The sequence below is a fragment of the Pseudomonas baltica genome, from assembly GCF_031880315.1.
Lineage (GTDB): Bacteria > Pseudomonadota > Gammaproteobacteria > Pseudomonadales > Pseudomonadaceae > Aquipseudomonas.
The window spans coordinates 4,700,976-4,721,947 of the sequence record NZ_CP134771.1 but is presented as its reverse complement, the minus strand read 5'-3'; the positions used below and the strand labels follow the sequence as shown (position 1 = coordinate 4,721,947).

The 20,972-nt window shown below is 62.7% G+C and carries 17 protein-coding genes; 1 reads left to right on the top strand and 16 read right to left on the bottom strand.

The genetic code is table 11. The annotated features are described in order from the left end of the window. Positions 1-17 precede the first annotated feature (17 nt). The 13 genes from REH34_RS21145 to REH34_RS21085 form a co-directional block, all read right to left on the bottom strand. The gene (locus tag REH34_RS21145; protein ID WP_311969068.1) at positions 18-935 is read right to left on the bottom strand and encodes an alpha/beta hydrolase; all 918 of its coding nucleotides are present in this window, start codon (positions 933-935) and stop codon (positions 18-20) included. After that, positions 907-2,184, bottom strand: a complete 1,278-nt coding sequence (locus REH34_RS21140) for a flavohemoglobin expression-modulating QEGLA motif protein (RefSeq protein WP_311969067.1) — start codon at positions 2,182-2,184, stop codon at positions 907-909. The genes REH34_RS21145 and REH34_RS21140 overlap by 29 nt, the downstream gene beginning before the upstream one ends. A gap of 69 nt (positions 2,185-2,253) precedes the next feature. Beyond that, positions 2,254-2,958 (bottom strand): TetR family transcriptional regulator, encoded by a 705-nt coding sequence (locus REH34_RS21135; protein ID WP_311972129.1) that lies wholly within the window; start codon positions 2,956-2,958, stop codon positions 2,254-2,256. A gap of 208 nt (positions 2,959-3,166) precedes the next feature. Further along, positions 3,167-4,669, bottom strand: coding sequence for a lysine--tRNA ligase (gene lysS / locus REH34_RS21130; protein WP_311969066.1), 1,503 nt, complete (start codon positions 4,667-4,669; stop codon positions 3,167-3,169). A gap of 90 nt (positions 4,670-4,759) precedes the next feature. Continuing rightward, a protein-coding gene (prfB, locus tag REH34_RS21125; protein WP_226503209.1) for a peptide chain release factor 2 occupies positions 4,760-5,855 on the bottom strand; the annotation gives its coding sequence in 2 pieces (ribosomal slippage) (positions 4,760-5,782 and positions 5,784-5,855; 1,095 coding nt in all). A 103-nt stretch (positions 5,856-5,958) separates the two neighbouring features. Beyond that, on the bottom strand, positions 5,959-6,963 hold the full coding sequence (locus tag REH34_RS21120; protein WP_226503208.1) for a diguanylate cyclase: 1,005 nt from the start codon (positions 6,961-6,963) through the stop codon (positions 5,959-5,961). A gap of 51 nt (positions 6,964-7,014) precedes the next feature. Then, a complete protein-coding gene (locus tag REH34_RS21115; RefSeq protein ID WP_226503207.1) occupies positions 7,015-8,025 on the bottom strand; it encodes a chemotaxis response regulator protein-glutamate methylesterase in 1,011 nt (336 codons plus the stop codon). Continuing rightward, positions 8,022-10,376, bottom strand: a complete 2,355-nt coding sequence (locus REH34_RS21110) for a hybrid sensor histidine kinase/response regulator (RefSeq protein WP_311969065.1) — start codon at positions 10,374-10,376, stop codon at positions 8,022-8,024. Before REH34_RS21110 ends, REH34_RS21115 begins: the two co-directional genes overlap by 4 nt. After that, entirely contained in the window at positions 10,373-11,056 is a 684-nt protein-coding gene (locus REH34_RS21105; RefSeq protein WP_226503205.1) for a chemotaxis protein CheW, read from the bottom strand. The genes REH34_RS21110 and REH34_RS21105 overlap by 4 nt, the downstream gene beginning before the upstream one ends. Further along, on the bottom strand, positions 11,053-12,339 hold the full coding sequence (locus tag REH34_RS21100; RefSeq protein WP_311969064.1) for a CheR family methyltransferase: 1,287 nt from the start codon (positions 12,337-12,339) through the stop codon (positions 11,053-11,055). Before REH34_RS21100 ends, REH34_RS21105 begins: the two co-directional genes overlap by 4 nt. After that, on the bottom strand, positions 12,336-12,872 hold the full coding sequence (locus tag REH34_RS21095; protein WP_311969063.1) for a chemotaxis protein CheW: 537 nt from the start codon (positions 12,870-12,872) through the stop codon (positions 12,336-12,338). Before REH34_RS21095 ends, REH34_RS21100 begins: the two co-directional genes overlap by 4 nt. Next, positions 12,872-14,434: a methyl-accepting chemotaxis protein gene (locus REH34_RS21090; RefSeq protein WP_409373344.1), complete on the bottom strand. Its 1,563-nt coding sequence runs from the start codon at positions 14,432-14,434 to the stop codon at positions 12,872-12,874. The genes REH34_RS21095 and REH34_RS21090 overlap by 1 nt, the downstream gene beginning before the upstream one ends. Before the next feature lie 233 nt (positions 14,435-14,667). Next, positions 14,668-15,354, bottom strand: coding sequence for a DUF533 domain-containing protein (locus REH34_RS21085; protein WP_311969061.1), 687 nt, complete (start codon positions 15,352-15,354; stop codon positions 14,668-14,670). A 286-nt stretch (positions 15,355-15,640) separates the two neighbouring features. On the opposite strand from REH34_RS21085, the gene REH34_RS21080 reads away from it, so the two are divergent. Continuing rightward, entirely contained in the window at positions 15,641-17,263 is a 1,623-nt protein-coding gene (locus REH34_RS21080; protein ID WP_226503200.1) for a glucan biosynthesis protein D, read from the top strand. Between the two features lie 93 nt (positions 17,264-17,356). Here REH34_RS21080 and REH34_RS21075 read toward each other — a convergent pair whose 3' ends face one another. The 3 genes from REH34_RS21075 to REH34_RS21065 form a co-directional block, all read right to left on the bottom strand. Beyond that, positions 17,357-18,463: an NADH:flavin oxidoreductase/NADH oxidase gene (locus REH34_RS21075; protein ID WP_311969060.1), complete on the bottom strand. Its 1,107-nt coding sequence runs from the start codon at positions 18,461-18,463 to the stop codon at positions 17,357-17,359. 120 nt (positions 18,464-18,583) lie between these two features. Beyond that, the gene (gene recJ, locus REH34_RS21070) at positions 18,584-20,293 is read right to left on the bottom strand and encodes a single-stranded-DNA-specific exonuclease RecJ (RefSeq protein ID WP_311969059.1); all 1,710 of its coding nucleotides are present in this window, start codon (positions 20,291-20,293) and stop codon (positions 18,584-18,586) included. Positions 20,294-20,296: 3 nt separating this feature from the next. After that, on the bottom strand, positions 20,297-20,839 hold the full coding sequence (locus REH34_RS21065; protein WP_311969058.1) for a YaeQ family protein: 543 nt from the start codon (positions 20,837-20,839) through the stop codon (positions 20,297-20,299). Positions 20,840-20,972: the final 133 nt, after the last annotated feature.

Below are 20,972 nucleotides of genomic sequence, written 5' to 3'. Positions count from 1 at the left end.
CCCGCCAGCGGCCGCGCTCAACGGCCGCTGGCATCACCATCATCAGGAATCTGCGCCAAGCGTCGCAAGCCGCTGAAGCGATGCGGATCGTCCAGGAAACTCAACATCACGGTACGCCAGGTCGGGTCGGCAAAAGTCTGCACGTGGGGACCGCGGGTCAGCTGCAGTACCCGCGGCGGCGGGGCGATCTGGTACAGAGCGATACCGTTGCGCACGGGGATGATGGTGTCGTCGATGCTATGGAAGTACAGCTGGGGCACGCCCTTCAAACGCGTGACCGAGCGAATTGCACTGTCGCCATCGGGCACCAGCCACGACAACGGCACCTGCAACGGCCAGGTCAGCCACGACTCACTCAGGGCGTACTGGCCGATATCTCGGTAACTGGCCGGCACCCCGTCGAACACCAGCGCCTTGAAAGTCCGCAAACGCTCAGGATGCTCACCCAGGTAGTGAATCGCCATGGCGCCACCGAGGCTCTGGCCCAGCAGAATGCGCGGTGCGCCCTGCGCCTCGGGTGCCTGGTCGAGCCAGTCCAGCGCGGCCTCGATATCCTCGTACACGTCCGGCAGTTTTGGCCTGCCGGTTGAAAGGCCATAGCCGCGGTAGTCGATCATCAACACCTGATAGCCCTGTTCGGGCAACCACCAACTGCCGCCCAGCTGCGTGGCCATATTGCCGCCGTTGCCGTGAAGGAACAGCACCGTACCCTTGACCGCTACCCCGGCCTTGGCCGGCAACCACCAGGCGTTGAGGTGCGTACCGTCCTTGGCCAGCAGCGTCAGGTCGCGGTATTGCAGGTGTGCCCTGTCAGGGGTGAACGGCTGACCGCGCTCGGGATAGAACAGCAGTTGACTGCAGCCCGCCAGGCCTAGCAGCGCCAGGAGCACGGCCAGCCGTGCGGCCTCAGAGAATATTCGAGTAGTCCGCTTCAATACGATCCAGGCTCAGGTGATTGAGGAAGTTGGAGAAGCACATCCAGGCCGACAGCGCGTTCATGTCACGAAACTGATCGGGCAGGTACTTGGGCGGCACGACCAGGCCTTCGTCGACCAACTGGCGCAGGGTGCGCATGTCCTCCAGAGTGGTCTTGCCGCAGAACAGCAGCGGCACCTGCTCCAGCTTGCCCTTGCGCACGGCCAGTTGGATGTAGTTGTAGACCATGATGAAACCCTTGAGGTACGACAGGTCCTTGGTAAACGGCAGACCGGTCGGCGTCGAGCCGCGGAACACGCGGCTGGCGTTGCCGTAGCTCTCGGCCATCTCGAAACCCTGCTCGCGGAAGAACTCGAACACCTGGAGAAAATCCGCGCCCTCCTCGACCATATGGATAGCTCGCGTGCGGTTGGTGAGCTTGCGCAGCCGCGAGGGATAGGACGCGAAAGTGATGATTTCCATCAGGATGGCCAGGCCTTCCTGAGTGACCGTCGACGAGGGAGGGCCCTTGGACAGGAATGTGCAGATTGGCTGGTTCTGACCATTAAGCGTGGTGCCGACATGCACCAGGCCCTCGTGTACTTCGAGCGCGCGCACATCGCGCTCGTTGAACATGGCGTCGCTGCGCACCTTGATGTAGTCGGCGCCAGCCGCGGCATCGGCGACGATACCATCGGACTCGAACACGCGGATGGTGCTTTCGGCCTCGCCAAAAACGCGGTTGAGGCGAGTTTGCAACAGCGCCACGGCGTCCTTGGCGGTCAAGGTCTTGGCTTCATCCTTGAGGTCGCCGCGCCCGGCAATATTGTTGAGGTAATCGGAGAGCATCAGGCCAAGGTCGGCCAGGGTCGGATCGCCGGCATGAAAGGCATCCGAGGCTGCGCCGTAAAGCTCCTGGGAGATCAGGCCGAAGTCTTCGGTGCCGCGCGCCTCGAGCATGCGCACCACCATCCGGTATTCCTTGCACATGCGCCGCATGATCTGCCCTACCGGGCTGAACTGCCCAAGGCGCCGGGTGATGTCGCGCTCGATGTTCTGGAATTCCAGTTTGACCGCACTGGAGTCGAACGCCAGCGGGCGATTCTGATACCAGGCGCGGTCGACTTCCGGTAGTGCCTTGCCTTCGGCCTTGAGGAATGCCTGCTTGATGCTGTCGTCCCACTTGACGGCGTCGAGCACCCGAATGGGCGTCTGCGCGGCGACGATGCGATCGGACAGTGTGCGTATGGTCTGCTGGTACTCGTCCAAAACCCCTTCCCTCGCTGGTGAAGCCGTCAGCTGCCTTCCTCGGCAGCATTGCTGTCAGTGCCGGCCGGATCAGGCAGCGGCCAGGACCCGGTGCATGTAGCGGGTGAGGATACCAAGCATCTCGGCGTCCGTGGCGCTATTGCCTGGGCTCAGCAGGCCTTGATACTCCATCCGACCGATGATCGCCGTCAACACCTTGGCATCTTCCTGCGGCTCTCGGGCACCCAGCACTTGCAGCAACTGACAGGCGCCCTGCAGCAGAATCCCCTGGTGAGCGCGCACCAGTTCAGCCAAGCGCGGCGACAGCAAAGCCTCCTGGCGAAAGGCCTGTTCGGCCATCAGAGCGTCACGGCGGGTACGCAACTGGTGCTGGATGTAGTCGGCGGTGGTCTGGGCGATGTCGTCGGCCAGGCGCGAGCGAGCAGCGGGGCTGCGATCGCCACGGGCTGCCATCTGGCGGAGCAGTTCTTCGTTGTCGGTCCACAGGCGCGCCAGATAGGCCGCGCTACGCTCGACGTACCGGGCGAAGGTGTCGGTGAGCAGGTCTTCGATGTCGTTGAAATAATAGGTGGTGGCCGACAGCGGCACATTGGCCTCGGCGGCCACGGCACGGTGGCGAACGCCTCGCACGCCATCGCGGATGACGATGCGCATGGCGGCATCGAGAATGTCCTGGCGGCGTTGTTCGCTGCCTTGGCGAGTGGCCTTGCGGCCTTGATAACGAACGTTGTTTGCCACGTCGGTGGCCAGGCCGGCTGCGCCCTGTGGTGTCATTGCGGGGATCACTTACAGACTTTCCTTGTGTGTAATGGATTTTTACGGTGTCAGCACCGGCCTCTTCGCGACCAAGCCTTGCTCGCACAATGTTCACAGATGCAGCGGCGTACACCTGTGGGAGCAAGGTTGCGCGTTCGGCGGCGAAGGGGCCGGTGTGTGTTGCATAAAAAAACCGCCCTTGCGAGGCGGCTTTTTATTCACTGCATCAGGCTTGCGGGCGCATGTGCGGGAACAGGATCACATCACGGATCGATGGTGAGTTGGTCAGCAACATCACCAGGCGATCGATACCGATGCCTTCACCAGCCGTCGGCGGCATGCCGTACTCCAGAGCGCGGACGAAGTCGGCGTCGTAGTGCATGGCTTCGTCGTCACCGGCGTCCTTGTCCGCCACCTGAGCCATGAAGCGCTCGGCCTGGTCCTCGGCATCGTTCAGCTCGGAGTAGGCGTTGGCGATTTCACGGCCGCCGATGAACAGCTCGAAACGGTCGGTGACGTTCGGGTTGTCATCGTTGCGACGTGCCAGCGGCGACACTTCGAACGGGTACTGGGTGATGAAATGCGGCTGCTCCAGCTTATGCTCGACCAGCTCTTCGAAAATCATCACCTGCAGCTTGCCCAGGCCTTCGAAACCGAGCACCTTGGCGCCGGCTTTCTTGGCGATGGCGCGGGCCTTGTCGATGTCGTTGAGATCATCGGCGGTCAGCTCGGGGTTGTACTTGAGGATCGAATCGAACACCGACAGGCGCACGAACGGCTCGCCGAAGTGGAACACCTTGTCGCCGTAAGGCACGTCGGTCGTTCCGAGCACCAGCTGCGCCAGTTCACGGAACAGCTCTTCGGTCAGGTCCATGTTGTCTTCGTAATCGGCGTAAGCCTGGTAGAACTCCAACATGGTGAATTCGGGGTTGTGCCGCGTCGAGACGCCTTCGTTACGGAAGTTGCGGTTGATCTCGAAGACCTTCTCGAAGCCACCGACAACCAGGCGCTTGAGGTACAGCTCCGGCGCGATGCGCAGGTACATGCCCATGTCGAGCGCGTTGTGGTGAGTCTCGAACGGCTTGGCCGCAGCACCGCCGGGGATGGTTTGCAGCATCGGCGTTTCGACTTCCAGGAAGTCACGCTTCATCAGGAAGGCGCGGGTGTGGGCGATCACCTGCGAACGCACGCGGAACGTCTGGCGCACGTCTTCGTTGACGATCAGGTCGACGTAGCGCTGGCGGTAGCGTTGTTCGGTGTCGGACAGGCCGTGGTGCTTGTCGGGCAGCGGGCGCAGCGACTTGGTCAGCAGGCGCACGGTGGTCATTTCGACGTACAGGTCGCCCTTGCCGGAACGCGCCAGGGTGCCTTCGGCAGCAATGATGTCACCCATGTCCCAGGTCTTGACCGAGGCCAGGGTCTCTTCCGGCAGGGTCTTGCGGTTGACGTACACCTGAATGCGCCCGGTCATGTCCTGGATCACCATGAACGAGCCACGGTTGAGCATGATACGACCTGCCACCTTGACCGGGATGGCCGCTGCTTCCAGCTCTTCCTTGGTCTTGTCGGCGTACTGCTTTTGCAGGTCGGCTGCATAGCGGTCACGGCGGAAGTCGTTGGGGAAGGCCTGGCCCTTGGCGCGCTCGGCAGCAAGCTTTTCCTTGCGCAGGGCGATCAGGGAGTTTTCTTCCTGTTGCAGGGCTTGCGGGTCGAGTTGTTGGTCGCTCATGTCTTTAGAATTTCCATCACGGGGTTGTTGCCCCTGCCTTGCGGCAGGGATCGCGGGCCAGCCCTGTTCGCGCCGAAGCGCGAAGAGGTGTTACAGCCCTTGCTTGAGGCTGGCGATCAGGTATTCGTCGATGTCGCCATCGAGCACCTTGTCGCAGTCACTGCGTTCGATACTGGTACGCAGATCCTTGATGCGCGACGCGTCGAGGACGTACGAGCGGATCTGATGTCCCCAGCCGATGTCCGACTTGGTGTCTTCGAGGGCCTGGGAGGCGGCGTTGCGTTTTTGCACTTCCTGCTCGTAAAGGCGCGCCCGCAGCATTTTCATGGCGGTGTCCTTGTTGGCGTGCTGGGAGCGTTCGTTCTGGCAGCTGACCACGGTGTTGGTCGGTACGTGGGTGATACGTACGGCCGAGTCGGTGGTGTTGACGTGCTGACCACCGGCACCCGAGGAGCGGTAGGTATCGATGCGCAGGTCCGACGGGTTGATGTCGATTTCGATGTTGTCATCGATTTCCGGCGACACGAACACGGCCGAGAACGAGGTATGGCGACGGTTGCCGGAGTCGAACGGGCTCTTGCGTACCAGGCGATGCACGCCGATCTCGGTGCGCAGCCAGCCAAAGGCGTACTCGCCCTTGATATGCAAGGTGGCGCCCTTGATACCGGCGACTTCACCGGCCGACAGCTCCATGATGGTGGTGTCGAAGCCGCGTTTGTCGGCCCAGCGCAGGTACATGCGCAGCAGAATGTTGGCCCAGTCTTGCGCTTCGGTACCGCCAGAGCCGGCCTGGATGTCCAGGTAGGCGTTGTTGGCGTCCATCTCGCCGCTGAACATGCGGCGGAATTCGAGCTTTTCCAGCGACTCGCGCAGGCGCTCGACTTCTTCGCTGACGTCAGCGACGGCGCTTTCGTCTTCTTCCTCGGCAGCCATCTGCAGCAGGTCCTTGGCGTCGGCCAGGCCTGAATGCATCTCATCGAGGGTGTCTACGATCTGCGCCAGCAGGGAGCGCTCGCGCCCCAGTTCCTGGGCGTAGGCAGGGTTGTTCCAGACACTCGGATCTTCAAGCTCGCGATTGACTTCGGTCAGACGCTCATGCTTTTGATCGTAGTCAAAGATACCCCCGAATGGTTTCGGAGCGCTCGGACAGGTCCTTGATGCTGTTAAGGATCGGGTTGATTTCCATGGCGGGCAGCACTCGTGCGTAGCGTTTCAAAAGCCGGAGAGTATAACGCACTCCGGGCTTTAGGGCAGCATCGCCGGGCGAGGAATGATAGCCGCCGAGGCCGCTATTCGATCCCGACCTGATTGCGCCCGTTGTGCTTGGCCAGATAAAGGCCCTTGTCTGCCGCCGAGATCAACAGCCGGCAGCTGGTGCTCTGCGCCGGGGTCATGGTCGACAGACCGATGCTGACCGTGAGGAACGAATCCTCGACCGGTGCATTGTGCGCGATCTTCAAGGCAGCGATGCTCTGGCGCAGTTTTTCCGCTACCAATCGCGCGCCGCCCGGGGAGGTGTTGGGCAATACCAGCGCGAACTCTTCGCCACCGTAACGCGCCGGCAGATCGCTGGAACGGCTGGAGGCCTCGCGGATAGCATCGGCCACCTTGCGCAGGGCTTCATCGCCCTCAAGGTGACCGAAATTGTCGTTATATGACTTGAAGAAGTCGACATCGATCATCAACAGCGACAGCTGCGTCTGGTCGCGCATGGCGCGACGCCACTCCAGTTCCAGGTACTCATCGAAATGCCGACGGTTGGACAGGCCGGTCAGGCCATCGGAGTTCATCAGCCGTTGCAGCACCAGGTTGGTATCGAGCAACTGCTGCTGGCTGACTCGCAACGCCCGATAGGCTTCGTCACGCTGCAACAACGTCAGGTAGGAGCGCGAGTGATAGCGGATACGCGCGACCAGCTCGATGGTGTCCGGCAACTTGACCAGATAATCGTTGGCCCCCGCCGCGAAGGCCGCGCTCTTGATCAGCGCGTCCTCTTTGGTCGACAGGACGATGATCGGGATGTCCTGGGTCGAGGGGTGATTGCGATAGTCACGTACCAGCGTCAGGCCGTCGAGGCCCGGCATGATCAGGTCCTGGAGGATCACCGTCGGCTTGATGCGCACCGCCTGGGCAATGGCCTCGCGCGGGTCGGCACAGAAATGGAAGTCGATGTTGGCTTCATTCGCCAGGCTGCGGCGGATGGCTTCGCCGATCATGGCCTGGTCGTCGACCAGCAGCACCATGGCTTTGTTCTCGTCGGACGATTTGAAATCTTCGATCTGCAGATCAATCATGCGCTTTCACCTGGTAACTGCCTTCATGCCGGCGAGGCGGGAGACGTGTAATCATCGAAAAAAAATATCCGTAAGTCGTGGCGCGATCCGCTCCAGGGGATGAATCTCGACAGCCGCATCGATCGCCGCTGCCGCCTTGGGCATGCCGTAAACGGCACTGCTTTGCTGATCCTGCGCGATGGTCAGCCAGCCTTGCTGACGCATCATTTTCAGACCCTGAGCGCCGTCGCGCCCCATACCTGTCAACAGTACCCCCACCGTATCGCCATTCCAGAAGCGTGCCACACTTTCAAAGAAAACATCGATAGAAGGACGATAAATTTCGTTCACCGGCTCGGCAGTGTAGGCCAAAGTTCCATTTTTCTGTAAGCGAATATGGTGATTGGTGCCAGCCAGCAGCACCGTGCCAGGCTGCGGTGGTTCGCCTTCGCGGGCCAGGCGCACCGGCAGGCGCGACTCGCTGCTCAGCCAATCGGCCATGCCGGCGGCAAATACCTGATCGACGTGCTGCACCAGCACGATAGCCGCCGGAAAGTTTTCCGGGAGTGCCTTGAGGAGGATCTCCAGCGCGGCCGGACCGCCCGCCGACGACCCGATGGCCACCAGCCCTTGGCGCTGCGAGGCTTGGCGCAGCGGCGCCTCGATGGTTTTTTCAACCCGACCACGCGGGCCGATCAGCCAGCCGATATTGAGGATCTTGCGCAACAGGGGCGCCGCCGCTTCTTGCGGATGACTGCCACCGACCGCAGGCGTATCGACCACATCCAGTGCGCCATGGCCCATGGCTTCGAACACCCGGTGCACGTTCTGCTCGCGATCGACGGTGACGATGACGATTGCGCAGGGAGTTTTGGCCATGATCTGACGCGTGGCTTCGACGCCGTCCATCACCGGCATGATCAGGTCCATGAGAATCAGGTCGGGGGTCAGTTCGGCGCAATGTTCCACGGCTTCCTGGCCATTGGTCGCCACCCAGACCACCTGATGGGCCGGCTCGAACGCCAGCGCGCGGCGCAGTGCCTCGACAGCCATGGGCATGTCGTTGACGATAGCGATCTTCATCCCTGTGCCCCCCCAATCAGCTCCACTACCGCGTCGAGTAACGCATCATCATGGAAACTGGCTTTGGCCAGATAATAGTCCGCTCCGGCGTCCAGTCCACGGCGTCGATCTTCTTCGCGGTCCTTGTACGACACCACCATGACCGGCAGCGACTGCAACCGGCTGTCGCGGCGCAGCAAGGTCACCAGCTCGATGCCGTCCATGCGGGGCATGTCGATGTCGGTGATCAGCAAATCGAAATCCTCACTGCGCAGCGCGTTCCAGCCGTCCATGCCGTCCACCGCGACCGCCACTTCGTAGCCGCGATTGGTCAACAGCTTGCGTTGCAATTCGCGCACGGTGAGCGAGTCGTCGACTACCAGCACGCGTTTGCGAGTCTGTTCGACCGCGTGGTTCTGGCGACGATCGATGCGCTCGAGGCGACCAGTGGTCAGCAGTTTTTCCACTGAGCGCACCATGTCTTCGACGTCGACGATCAGTACCACCGAGCCGTCATCGAGCAGTGCGCCCGCAGAGATATCCTGAACCTTGCCCAGGCGCACATCCAGCGGCATCACTACCAGAGTGCGCTCGCCGATGAAGCGCTCGACCGCTACCCCGTAGATGGCATCGCGCTCGCGGATCACCACAACCTTGAGGCTGTCCTGGGTGACTTGCCCCGCCGGGCGTTGCAGCAATTGGGTAGCAGCCACGAGACCGATATGGCGGCCTTCGTACCAGAAATGCTGACGCCCTTCGAGCTGGACGATCTGTTCGGTGAGCAGGTCGAGGGTGTGCTCGATATGGGCCAAGGGAAACGCGTAGGCCTCGGCGCCGACTTCGACCACCAGACTGCGCACCACCGACAGGGTCAGCGGTACCTCAAGCTGAAAGCGGCTGCCCTGCCCGGCGCTCTGATACAGCTCGATGGCGCCGCGCAACTGGCGAATGCCATGTTGCACCGCATCCAGGCCGACGCCACGGCCGGACACCTCGGTGACCTTGTCGCGCATGCTGAAACCGGGCAGGAACAGGAACGAGAGCAGCTCCTCCTCGCTCATCTGCTCGGCAGTGTGCGCAGGCGAGAGCTGACGGGCGACGATATTGGTGCGCAGGCGATCCAGGTCGACACCGGCGCCATCGTCACTGAGCTCAAGCACCAGCAACCCAGCCTGGTGCGACGCGCGCAAGCGCACCACGCCTTCGGCGGGCTTGCCGGCGAGCAAGCGCTGCTCGGGGCTTTCGATACCGTGATCCACGGCGTTGCGCAGCAAGTGGGTCAAGGGCGCTTCGAGCTTTTCCAGGACATCACGATCGACCTGGGTCTTTTCGCCTTCGATGTCCAGGCGTACTTGCTTGCCCAGCGACCGGCCCAGATCGCGGACCATACGTGCCTGCCCCGCCAGCACATCGGCAAAGGGCCGCATGCGGCAGGCCAGGGCCGTGTCGTACAGCAATTGCGCGCGCTGACCGGCATGCCAGCCGAACTCGTCGAGCTCGGCGGTCTGCTGTAACAGCATCTGCTGGGTTTCCCCCAACAGGTCTTGCACCTGAGCCAGCGCCTCGCGAATGTCTGCGCTCGGCGATGTGGCGTCGAGTTGCTCCTTGAGGCCGTCCAGGGCACGCAGGCTCTGGCTTTGCATTCTTTTGAGGCGCTGCATGGTGGCAAGGTAAGGCTTGAGCCGCTGGGTCTCGACCAGCGCCTTGCTCGACAGATCGAGCAAGCTGTTGAGGCGCTCGGCGGTTACCCGCAATACCCGTTCGCCGCCTTCGGGCACACGCTTGCCTCTGAGCGCAGGCGTAGCGGCCTGCATGCCCAGGCTCTGCTCGGCAGACTCCAGCGGCTCCAGGGGCGACTCGCCGATGGCCGCGTCGTCGAGGTCCGCCGACGCAGACGCCAACAGGGCGTGGGCCGCCGCCGATAGCGCGGCAGCGTCCAACGCCGGATCCGAGGCTTGCCGAGAGGGCAATGGTGTCGAGGCCGGATCCAGCACCTGGGCCAGCCGCGCCACATAGGCGGCAATCACCTGCGGCCCGCTGGAGCTGTCGCCCGGCGTAGCGATGCGCATCAGCAGGTCGGTGCCTTGTAGCAGCGCATCGATGTGTTCGGGCTGCAAACGCAGGCGCCCTTCCTGGGCGCTGACCAGGCAATCCTCCATGACGTGAGCGACGCTGACCCCGGCATCGACGCCAACGATCCGCGCCGCGCCTTTGAGCGAATGCGCCGCGCGCATGCAGGCTTCCAGTTGATCGGCCTGGGTGGGGTTGCGTTCCAGTTCCAGCAGGCCGGCGCTGAGCACCTGCGTCTGGGCTTCGGCCTCCAGACTGAAGAGTTCGAGCAGCGAGGCATCGCGCATTTGATCGGGGGTCATGTCAGGCTCCGGGTCACAGCCGACATCAGCAATTCGTCATCCAGTACTCGCAAACTGCGCCCCTTGAATTGCATTACCGCTCGGGTGAAGCGCGCGCCAGCGACCGCGCTGGGCGTTTCGCCGGCTTGAATATCCGACAGATCGATGCGGTGGATCGCATCGACTTCGTCCACCGGCACCACCACCGAGCCGTTTTCCGCCGCCAGAATCAACATCCGCGGCGTCACGCGCGCAGTGCTGGCAACTACGGTATCGGGGTCGACGCCCAGCAGTTCGCCCAGCGACAGGCAGGCCACCAGCGCGCCGCGCACGTTGGCGACGCCCAGCAAAGCGCGCGAGCGCTGGTGCGGCAAGGAGTGCACCGGTTGCAACGGCGCGACCTCGACCAGGCAGCGAGTGGCCAGCGCCAGCCACTCGTCGGCGAGCCGGAAGACCAGCAACGAGCGGTTTTCGACCTTGCCACGCAATTCACTGTACTGCAGCGCCGCGATGTCCTGCTGGCCAAGGCTGTAGCGATCCAGCAGGCGCACCGCCGCCGCGGCGTATACCGCGCAGTTGCGGCAATGAATATGCTCGGCCAATAGCGGGCAGGATTTGTCGCCCCGCACGCCGATGCGGTTCCAGCAGTCGTCGATCGGCTGATCGTCGACGATGACGTCCATCACTTGGCGCTCGATCATGATTTACGCTCACTGCGCGCAGCGCGCTCTTGCAGGCGCCGGGCGCCCACGGCGTCACCAAGCGCAGCCAGCAGCATGGCCAGATGCGCCAGCGCCTCGGGGTGCTGAGGGTCCAGATACAACGCCTTGCGATAGAAACCCTGCGCCTCCATCGAATTACCGGCGACATCGCTGAGCAACCCGAGCCAATAGAACACCTGGGCGCTGGGCGCATGTTCGCGCAAGTATTGCTGGCAGGTATCGCGGGCCTGGGCGGTGTTGCCTTCATTGGCGAGCGTAGCAATGCGTGCCAGCAATATCGCCGCGTCGCTGTCTCTCGCCGAGACTGCCGGTATGCCGACGGATCGAACCGGCTGGCCAGCGTCACGCGGCGTCCGCGCCAACATCGCTCGCGCTGCCACGGGAGGTGCAATGCGCACCGGCACAGCGGCTGGCGGGCGACTGGCAGCGGTGATCGGTGCAGGTATCGGCGTCGGCGCAGGCACCTGATGGTCGCGTACAAAGGCGAACGACTGAGGAATACCGATCGGGCGCATGCCCATGCTCGCCAGCAAGCTGCCTTCGGCAGGGCCGATGAACAGCGCGCCGTCTTCGCGGGTCAGCTTCTTCAACACGTCAAACACGCGCTGCTGGGTGGGCACGTCGAAGTAGATCAACAGATTGCGGCAAAACACAAAATCGTAGGGCGCTTCGCTGGCGAGCAACCTGGGGTCGAGCACATTGCCGGATTGCAAGCGAACCTGCTCGCACACCTGCGCATTGAGCTGATAGCCCTCGCCCACCGCCGTGAAATATCGCTCGCGGTAACTCAAGTCCGCGCCGCGAAAGGAGTTGCGTCCATAGTGCGCGCGCTGGGCACGAACGACCGAGGCGGGGCTGACGTCGATACCGTCGACCTTGAACTGCTGGGGGCAGATACCCGCGTCAAGCAAGCTCATGGCGATGGAGTAAGGCTCCTCGCCGGTCGAACAGGGCAAGCTGAGAAAACGCAGCGGGCGTGACGATTTGAGCTCCAGCAGACGTTTTTTCGCCAGCCCTGCCAATGCGCCGAAGGATTCGGGATAACGGAAGAACCAGGTTTCCGGGACGATCACCGCCTCGATCAAAGCCTGCTGCTCGGCGGCCGAATGCTGCAGCAGGTCCCAATAGGCGTCCAGATTCGCGCTGCCGGCGCTGGCGCAGCGTTGCTCCACGACCCTTTCGATCATCGCCGAGCCCACTGAAGCCACGTCCAGACCGATGCGCTCGAACAGGTATTTGAAGAAGCGCTCGTCAGCATTCATCGAAGGCTATCCTCGTGCAGGCTGACAGCCAGGCTCGGCGCATACAGCATCGTGCGCGCCTGATCGTCGAGCAGGTCCTGGACCCCGACCCATTGCAGCAGCCCCAGCGCATCCTCTCGAACCGGCCCCAGATACGGCGCCGCCGGATTGTCCAGGCCATAGGGCTGGAACTCGGCCGGATCGCAACGCAGGGTATCGGTGGCCTGCTCCAGAATCAGCCCAAGCAAGGCGTCAGGCTGTTGCGGCTGCCCGCGGTAATGCACCAGCACAAGGCGCGTGCTGGTGCGCGCCACGGCCGGTCGATCGAAGGTCAAGGCGCCGATATCGATGACCGGCACCACCTGCCCGCGGTGAGCGAAGATCCCCGCCACCCAGCCGGGCGCGCGCGGGATCGGCTTGAGGGGCAACAACGGCAGGATCTGCGCCACCTCTACCGCCGCCAGGGCGAAGCGTTGCCCGCCTACCTGAAAGACCAGAAACAGCTTGCTGGTGGCAGGCGCCGCGGCGCGTACCGAGGTGGACACCTGGGTCATCAGACTTTGAATCGCGACACGCCACCGCGCAACCCGGTCGCTACCTGGCTGAGCTCGTCGATGGCGAAACTGGCCTGGCGCAGGGATTCGACGGTCTGGCTGCTGGCATCGCTCAGCTGCGCCAGCGCATGGTTGATCTGTTCGGCACCGGTGGCCTGAGCCTGCATGCCCTCGTTGACCATCAGCACCCGCGGCGCCAGCGCCTGCACCTGATGAATGATCTGGTTCAGTTGATCACCCACCTGGGTGACCTCGTACATGCCCCGACGCACTTCCTCGGAAAACTTGTCCATGCCCATCACCCCTGCCGACACGGCGGACTGGATTTCGCGGACCATCTGTTCGATATCGTAGGTGGCCACCGCCGTCTGGTCGGCAAGACGCCGCACTTCGGTCGCAACCACGGCGAAACCACGGCCATATTCTCCGGCCTTTTCGGCCTCGATGGCAGCATTGAGCGACAGCAGGTTGGTCTGGTCGGCGACCTTGACGATGGTGACCACGACCTGATTGATGTTGCCGGCTTTTTCGTTGAGCACGGCCAGCTTGTTGTTGACCAGTTCAGCGGCGCCCATGACCTGATGCATGGTTTCTTCCATGCGCGTCAGGCCTTGCTGACCGGAGCCGGCCAGCAGGGAGGCCTGGTCTGCCGCCGAGGCGACCTCGGTCATGGTGCGCACCAGATCGCGAGAAGTCGCGGCGATTTCCCGCGATGTGGCGCCGATTTCAGTGGTCGTGGCGGCGGTCTCGGTCGCGGTGGCTTGCTGCTGCTTGGAGGTCGCAGCGATCTCGGTGACCGAGGTGGTGACCTGCACCGAAGAGCGCTGAGCCTGGGAAACCAGGGACGTCAGGTTGGTCATCATGTCATTGAAGCCGATTTCCAGATCGCCGAACTCGTCCTTGCGATCCAGCTGCAAACGCGTGCTGAGGTCACCGGTGCGCATGACCTCAAGAATACGCAGGAGCTTTTCCATCGGCGCCATGATGGTACGCATCAGCAGAAAGCCGCAAATACCCGCTGCGATCACGGCGACCAGCAAGGCCGCGCCCATGGTGACCTTGGCCGACGTCACGGCATTGGCGATTTGCTGGGTAGCACTCTCGGCTGCCTTGCTGTTGAGTTCGATGACCGCGTTCAACGCCTTGCGACCTGCAAACCAGGCTGGCGACAAGTCGGTCTGAGCCAGGTCCTGAGCCTCCATGAAGTGCTTCTGCCGATAGGCTTCGAGGGTACGCTCGAGGACGTCGTGGTAGACGGTATTGAGGCGTTTGAATTCGCTGAAGGCAGCCCGATCGGCCTCGTCATGGATGGTGCCTTCATACTTGGCGATCTGCTCGGTGAGGCGTGCGTCGAACCCTTTGTACTGCTCCTCGTCGGAGCTGATCAGCTCGCGCTGGCTGCTCAAGCCGATCAGCTGCTGGGTGTAGACATAGCTGTCGACGAAGGCGCTACGGATCATCGAGCTGTAGTAGACCCCGGGCATGCTGTCGGTGCGCACGTCGTCGGAGCTGTCTTCGATCTTCTGCAGACGGGTGTAGGAGGCGACGATCATCAACAACATGATGGCGATGATGACGGCAAAACTCGCCAAAATGCGGTGGCGCAAGGTCCAGTTCTTCACGATTACCCCTCGAATACATTCGCCTGCCAGCGAAAACGGCAGAGCACAGCCCTGCATATTGCAACCATATGTGTACTTTCCGCCATCTGCGGGGGTATTACCAGCAAGATTTATTACCAAAATGCCAGTATCGGCGGGCTGTTCGTCGCTCGGCAGGCCCCGGTTTCAGGCGCTTACAGCTGGCGCACCTGAGATTCCAGCTCCACGCGCAATGCCGGATCGAGCTTGAGCTGACGGGCGAGTTCATCCAGGTAGGCTTTCTCCATGAAGTGCTCCTCGTCGACCATCATCATGCTGGCCAGATACATCTCAGCGGCGATTTCCGGCGTTTGCGCCGCCCGGGCGACTTCGGCAGGGTCCAACGGTTTGTTCAGCTCCAGATGCAACCATTGCTGGAACTCCTGATCGGCGTCGAGTTTGACGAACTCGCCCTCGATCAAGGCGCGCTCACGGTCATCGACGTGACCGTCAGCCTTGGCGGCAGCCACCAGCGCCTTGAGGATCGCCTGGCTGTGCACCTCGGCTTGCTGCGCCGGCACCTGATCGATGGTCTGCGGCGGGGTTGCCGTCTGGCCGGGCTGGTTGGCCTGCCAGTTGCTGTAGGCCTTGTAGGCCACCACCCCGAGCGCGGCCAGCCCGCCATAGGTGATGACCTTGCCGCCGACGTTGCGCGCCTTCTTGCTGCCCATCAACAGGCCGATGGCCCCGGCAGCCAGTGCGCCGCCGCCCGCGCCCGACAGCAAGCCGGTCAGATCCCCCAGGCCCGGTGCGCCTTTGTGGGAGGCGGAACCGGCGGACTTGTTTTGCAGCATCTGCTGGCCGGATTTGAGCAACTGATCGAGCAATCCACGGGTATTCATCGGGCAATCTCCACTAGGGGTTGGCGAAACGGGTTCAGGGAGATTACGGCGAGCGTTGTCGCCCCGCTTCAGGAGAAATGCTTCCGAATGTTGCCGCGCTTCATCAATTAGAGGCACTCGCCAGACATCCTTTGTTAAAAAATAATCAGCCCTCTGGCGAACCACACCCCATATCAGGTATCTCTTTAGGGTCTTGTCACACTCGGACCCACGGATATCCGAACGCCATTTGCATCCCTTTCATGCCGCACGGAGCGGCTGGGACTCCTTCTGTACAGGGTTATCTATGCACCGCCGGAACCTTCTGAAAGCCTCGATGGCCATTGCGGCTTACACCGGTCTGTCTTCTGCCGGGCTGTTCGCTGCCCAGGCCATGGCCGCCACAGCCGATGGTGAGCTGGAAAAGTTCAGCTTCGACGGGCTCAAGGCCCACGCCAAGGACCTGGCCGGCAAAGGCTTCGTGGATCGCAAGCAGGTCTTGCCTGCCACCTTGGCCAACATGAACCCGCTGCAATTCAACGCCATCAAGTACGACGCCAAGCACTCGCTGTGGTACGACCTGCACGGTCAACTGGATGTGCAGTTCTTCCACGTCGGCATGGGTTTCAAGACCCCGGTACGCATGTACAGCGTCGACACCGCCAGCCAGCAGGCGCGCGAAGTGCATTTCCGCCCCGAGCTGTTCAACTATGCCGACTCCAAGATCGACACCCAGCAGCTCAAGGGTGACCTGGGCTTTGCCGGTTTTCGCTTGTTCAAGGCACCGGAAATCGATCACCACGATATCCTCTCGTTCCTCGGCGCCAGTTACTTCCGCGCAGTGGATGCCACGGGTCAGTACGGTCTGTCGGCGCGCGGCCTGGCCATCGACACCTATGCCGGCGGCCCGGAAGAATTCCCCGACTTCACCAAGTTCTGGTTCGAGGCTCCGAGCAAGGATGGCACCCGTTTCGTGGTCTATGCCCTGCTCGAATCGCCGAGCGCCACCGGCGCCTATCGCTTCGATATCGACTGCCAGGCCAAGCAGGTGGTGATGGCCATCGACGCCCACATCAATGCCCGCAAGGACATCAAGCAACTGGGCATCGCGCCGATGACCACCATGTTCAGCTGCGGTACCAGCGAGCGCCGCATGTGCGACACCATTCACCCGCAGATCCACGACTCCGACCGCCTGGCCATGTGGCGCGGCAACGGTGAGTGGATCTGTCGGCCGCTGAACAACCCTGAGCATATCCAGTTCAACACCTTCGTCGACAAGGATCCCAAGGGCTTCGGCCTAGTGCAGACCGACCATAATTTCGCCAGCTACCAGGACACCGTCGACGGGTACCACGAGCGGCCGAGCCTTTGGGTCGAACCGACGACGCCTTGGGGTGAAGGCTCCATCGACCTGATGGAACTGCCGACCACCGGCGAGACGCTGGACAACATCGTGGCGTTCTGGACGCCCAAGGACCCGGTCAAGGCCGGTGAATCCCTCAACTATGGCTACAAGCTGTACTGGAGCGCGCTACCACCGGTCAGCACTCCGCTGGCGCAAGTGGCCGCGACGCGTACGGGCATGGGTGGGTTTACCGAAGGCTGGGCGCCGGGCGAGCACTATCCGGACGTGTGGGCACGACGCTTCGCGGTGGACTTCGCGGGCGGCGGCCTGGAGAAACTTGCGGATGGCACTCACATCGAGCCTGTGGTGACGGTGTCCAATGGCGAGGTCAAGGACTTCCAGATCCTCTGGCTGCCAGACATCAAGGGCTACCGCGTGCTGTTCGATTGGTACCCGACCAACGACAAGGTCGACCCGGTGAACATGCGCATGTTCATCAAGACGGCCGACCGCACGTTGAGCGAGACGTGGTTATACCAGTACTTCCCGCCGGCGGCGGACAAGCGCAAGTACACCTACTGAAGCAGGCCCCCTGTGAGAGCGGCTATGCCCGCGAGGCCTTGAAGGCTTGGCGGGCAGAGCCCGCTCCCACAGGAGGTGGGCACCATGCGGTGCCTAGTCGCGCAGATCGGACTCGTGGATCGGCTGATCCCGGTGCGTGGCGCGCTGGTATTGCGCCGGCCAGGTGGCCACTCGGCCGCCCAGATCATCATCGGCGTGCAGCGGCCAGTAAGGGTCGCGCAACAATTCGCGCGCCAGGAAAATCAGATCCGCCTGACCGGTACGCAGGATATGCTCGGCCTGCGCCGGATCGGTAATCATCCCCACCGTCCCGGTGGCCAGCTCCGACTCCTGACGCACACGCTCGGCGAAGCGCGTCTGATAGCCGGGCCCGGTCGGGATCTCGGCGCTGCTGGCGGTACCACCCGACGACACGTCTATCAGGTCGACGCCCAATTGCTTCAAGCGCCGTGCCAGCTCGACGGTTTCATCCGGATTCCAGCCGTCTTCGACCCAGTCAGTGGCCGATACCCGCACGAAAAGGGGCAGTTCCTCTGGCCAGACTTCACGTACCGCCTTGGTCACTTCCAGAACGAAACGAATCCGGTTGTCGAACGAGCCGCCGTACTGATCGCGGCGCTGATTGCTTAACGGCGAGAGGAACTGGTGCAACAGGTAGCCGTGGGCGGCGTGCAACTCGGCGATCTTGAAACCAGCCGTCAAGGAACGTTTCGCCGCGTCGACGAAGGTCTGGATGATGTGCTTGATCTGCGTTTCATCGAGCTCGGTGGGCGCGGTGTGCTTAGGGTCGAAGGCGATTTTCGATGGCCCTACCGGCTGCCAGCCGCCGTCGCCGACGGGGATGCTGCCACTTTTGCCCAGCCATGGCCGCCAGGTACTGGCCTTGCGCCCGGCATGGGCCAGCTGAATGGCCGGCACTGCACCTTGGGCAGTAATGAAGCGAGTGATACGTTGCAGCGGTTCGATCTGCCCGTCGTGCCACAGACCAAGGTCCTCGGGGGTGATGCGTCCGTCTTCGGTGACCGCGACCGCCTCGGTAAACACCACGCCCGCGCCGCCGACCGCGCGACTGCCCAGGTGCACCAGATGCCAGTCGTTGGCCAAGCCATCGGCAGCCGAGTATTGGCACATCGGCGAGACCACGATGCGGTTTCGCAGCGTCAACTGACGCAAAGTAAAGGGTTGGAGCAGCAGGCTCATGGGCCACCTCTGTGATTATCGTACGGCTGAGAAACTGGACCGCAGTCGGGCGTGCAACATAGCACCCGCCGTGCGGCAGTCTCTAGAGATCAGTCGACAACCACCGGCGCTTGCAGGTTCCTAGCGAGGCTCTATGTGGGCGATCATCAACTGCACGGTTTCTTGCCCGCGGTACTCGTTGACGTCGAGTTTGTAGGCCAGTTCCACCCAGCGCACGGTCGGGTCGGGCCATACCTCACGGTCGACGCCAAAGGCAATGCCATCGAGCTTGACCGTGCCGCACTCACTCTTGAGCACGACCTTGAGATGACGCTCGCCCACTACCCGCTGCTCGGCCAGCTGAAACACACCATGGAACAGCGGCTCGGGGAAATGCTGGCCCCAAGGCCCGGCATGGCGCAGCGCACGGGCCAGTTCGAGGTGAAACTCCTCGACCGCCAGCGCGCCGTCCGACAGCAGCCGGCCGGTCAGGTCCTCAGCGTGCAGCTGACGGCGGACCTCCGTGTCGAAGGCCTCGGCAAAGACCGCAAAATTGGCCTCGGTCAGGGTCAGGCCTGCCGCCATGGCGTGCCCACCGAACTTGCTCATCAAGCCCGGATGGCGAGCATTGACCGCTTCGAGCGCATCGCGAATATGGAAACCCGGCACCGAACGCGCCGAGCCCTTGAGCAGCCCCTCCCCCGCATCGGCAAAGGCGATGGTCGGGCGGTGGTAACGCTCCTTGAGGCGTGAAGCGAGAATCCCGATCACCCCTTGGTGCCAGTCGGCGTCGAACAGGCACAGGCCGAACGGCATCGACTCCAGCGGCAGTTCCTTGAGCTGCGCCAAGGCTTCACGCTGCATGCCTTGCTCGATGTTTTTACGATCCTGGTTCATGCCGTCCAGTTCTTCGGCCATCTCCCGGGCGCTGGCCGGATCGCGACTGAGCAGGCATTCGATCCCCAGGCTCATGTCGTCCAGGCGTCCAGCCGCGTTGAGCCGCGGGCCGATGATAAAACCCAGGTCGGTGGAGGTGATGCGGGCGGCATCGCGCTTGGCCACTTCCAGAATCGCCTTGATACCCGGACGGGCGCGGCCGGCACGGATGCGCTCCAGGCCCTGATGCACGAGAATGCGATTGTTGGCGTCCAGCGGCACCACGTCGGCAACGCTGCCCAAGGCCACCAGGTCGAGCAGTTCGCCGATATTCGGCTGCGGCGTGCTGGCATACCAGCCCAACTCGCGCAGACGTGCCCGCAGCGCCATCAGCACATAGAACATCACGCCAACACCGGCCAGTGCCTTGCTGGGGAACTCACAGCCGGGCTGGTTGGGATTGACGATCGCGTCGGCGGCGGGCAATTCGGTACCCGGCAAATGGTGATCGGTGACCAGTACTTGCAGGCCCGCCGCCTTGGCCGCCGCCACGCCCTCGATACTGGAAATGCCGTTATCGACCGTCACCAGCAACTGCGGCTCGCGCTCCAGCGCCACGGCAACGATCTCGGGGGTCAAGCCGTAGCCGAACTTGAAGCGGCTCGGCACCAGGTAATCGACGTGGGCAGCGCCTAACAGACGCAACCCCAGCACACCGACCGTGCTGGCGGTGGCACCGTCGGCGTCGAAATCGCCGACGATCAGGATGCGCTGACGCTGCTCCAGCGCGGTGACCAACAGGGCCACCGCGGCATCGATCCCTTTGAGTTGCTGGAACGGAATCAACCGCGCCAGGCTCTTGTCCAGCTCGGCCTCGCTACTGACACCTCGGGCCGCGTACAACCGCGTCAACAAGGGTGGCAGATCACCGAGAAATGGCAGGGTAGCGGGCAGCGGACGGGGTTCGATACGCATGGGTCAGCCGCGCTCGCCTTGCAGCCATTGCAATTGCACTTCGTGCTGGCCGCGGTCATCGGTCACGAACACCGTGCCTTCATCGATCATCACGTCCCACTTGATCACCCGGGGCATGTCCTTGGCCAGGATTTCGAGAACGTCTTGAGGGACCGCAGCGATATTGACGTTTTTCAGGTTCTTGATCGCCGGGATGACCTTGCCTTCCCAGACGCGCAGGCTGCCATAGGCCAGCAGACTGGTGCGCTCTGTACGGCGCGAGCACCACGTCAGGCGATCGGCATCCGGCTGGCCGACTTCGATCCAGTGCAGGACCCGATCATCCAGGCTTTTTTCCCACAGCGCCGGCTCGTCGACGTCCGACAGGCCACGGCCAAACGACAGCTGTTCGTTGTACCACAAGGCGTAGGCCAGCAAACGCACGGCCATGCGCTCCTCGGTTTCAGAGGGATGGCGGGCGATGGTCTGCTTGACGCTCTCGTAGACGTTGCGATCGAGGTCGGTAAGATTCAGTTCGAACTTGTAGGTCGTGGACGGCTGGGCCATGAGGACGCTTCTGGAAACGGAAAAAGTCGCCCAGTCTAACTGATGGCACGCGTTTGCACGAAACCCGGACAAACGGTTACGCCGACGCCACGGCTATGCTACAACTGCGCCGAAGGCATCAACTGGCATGCAG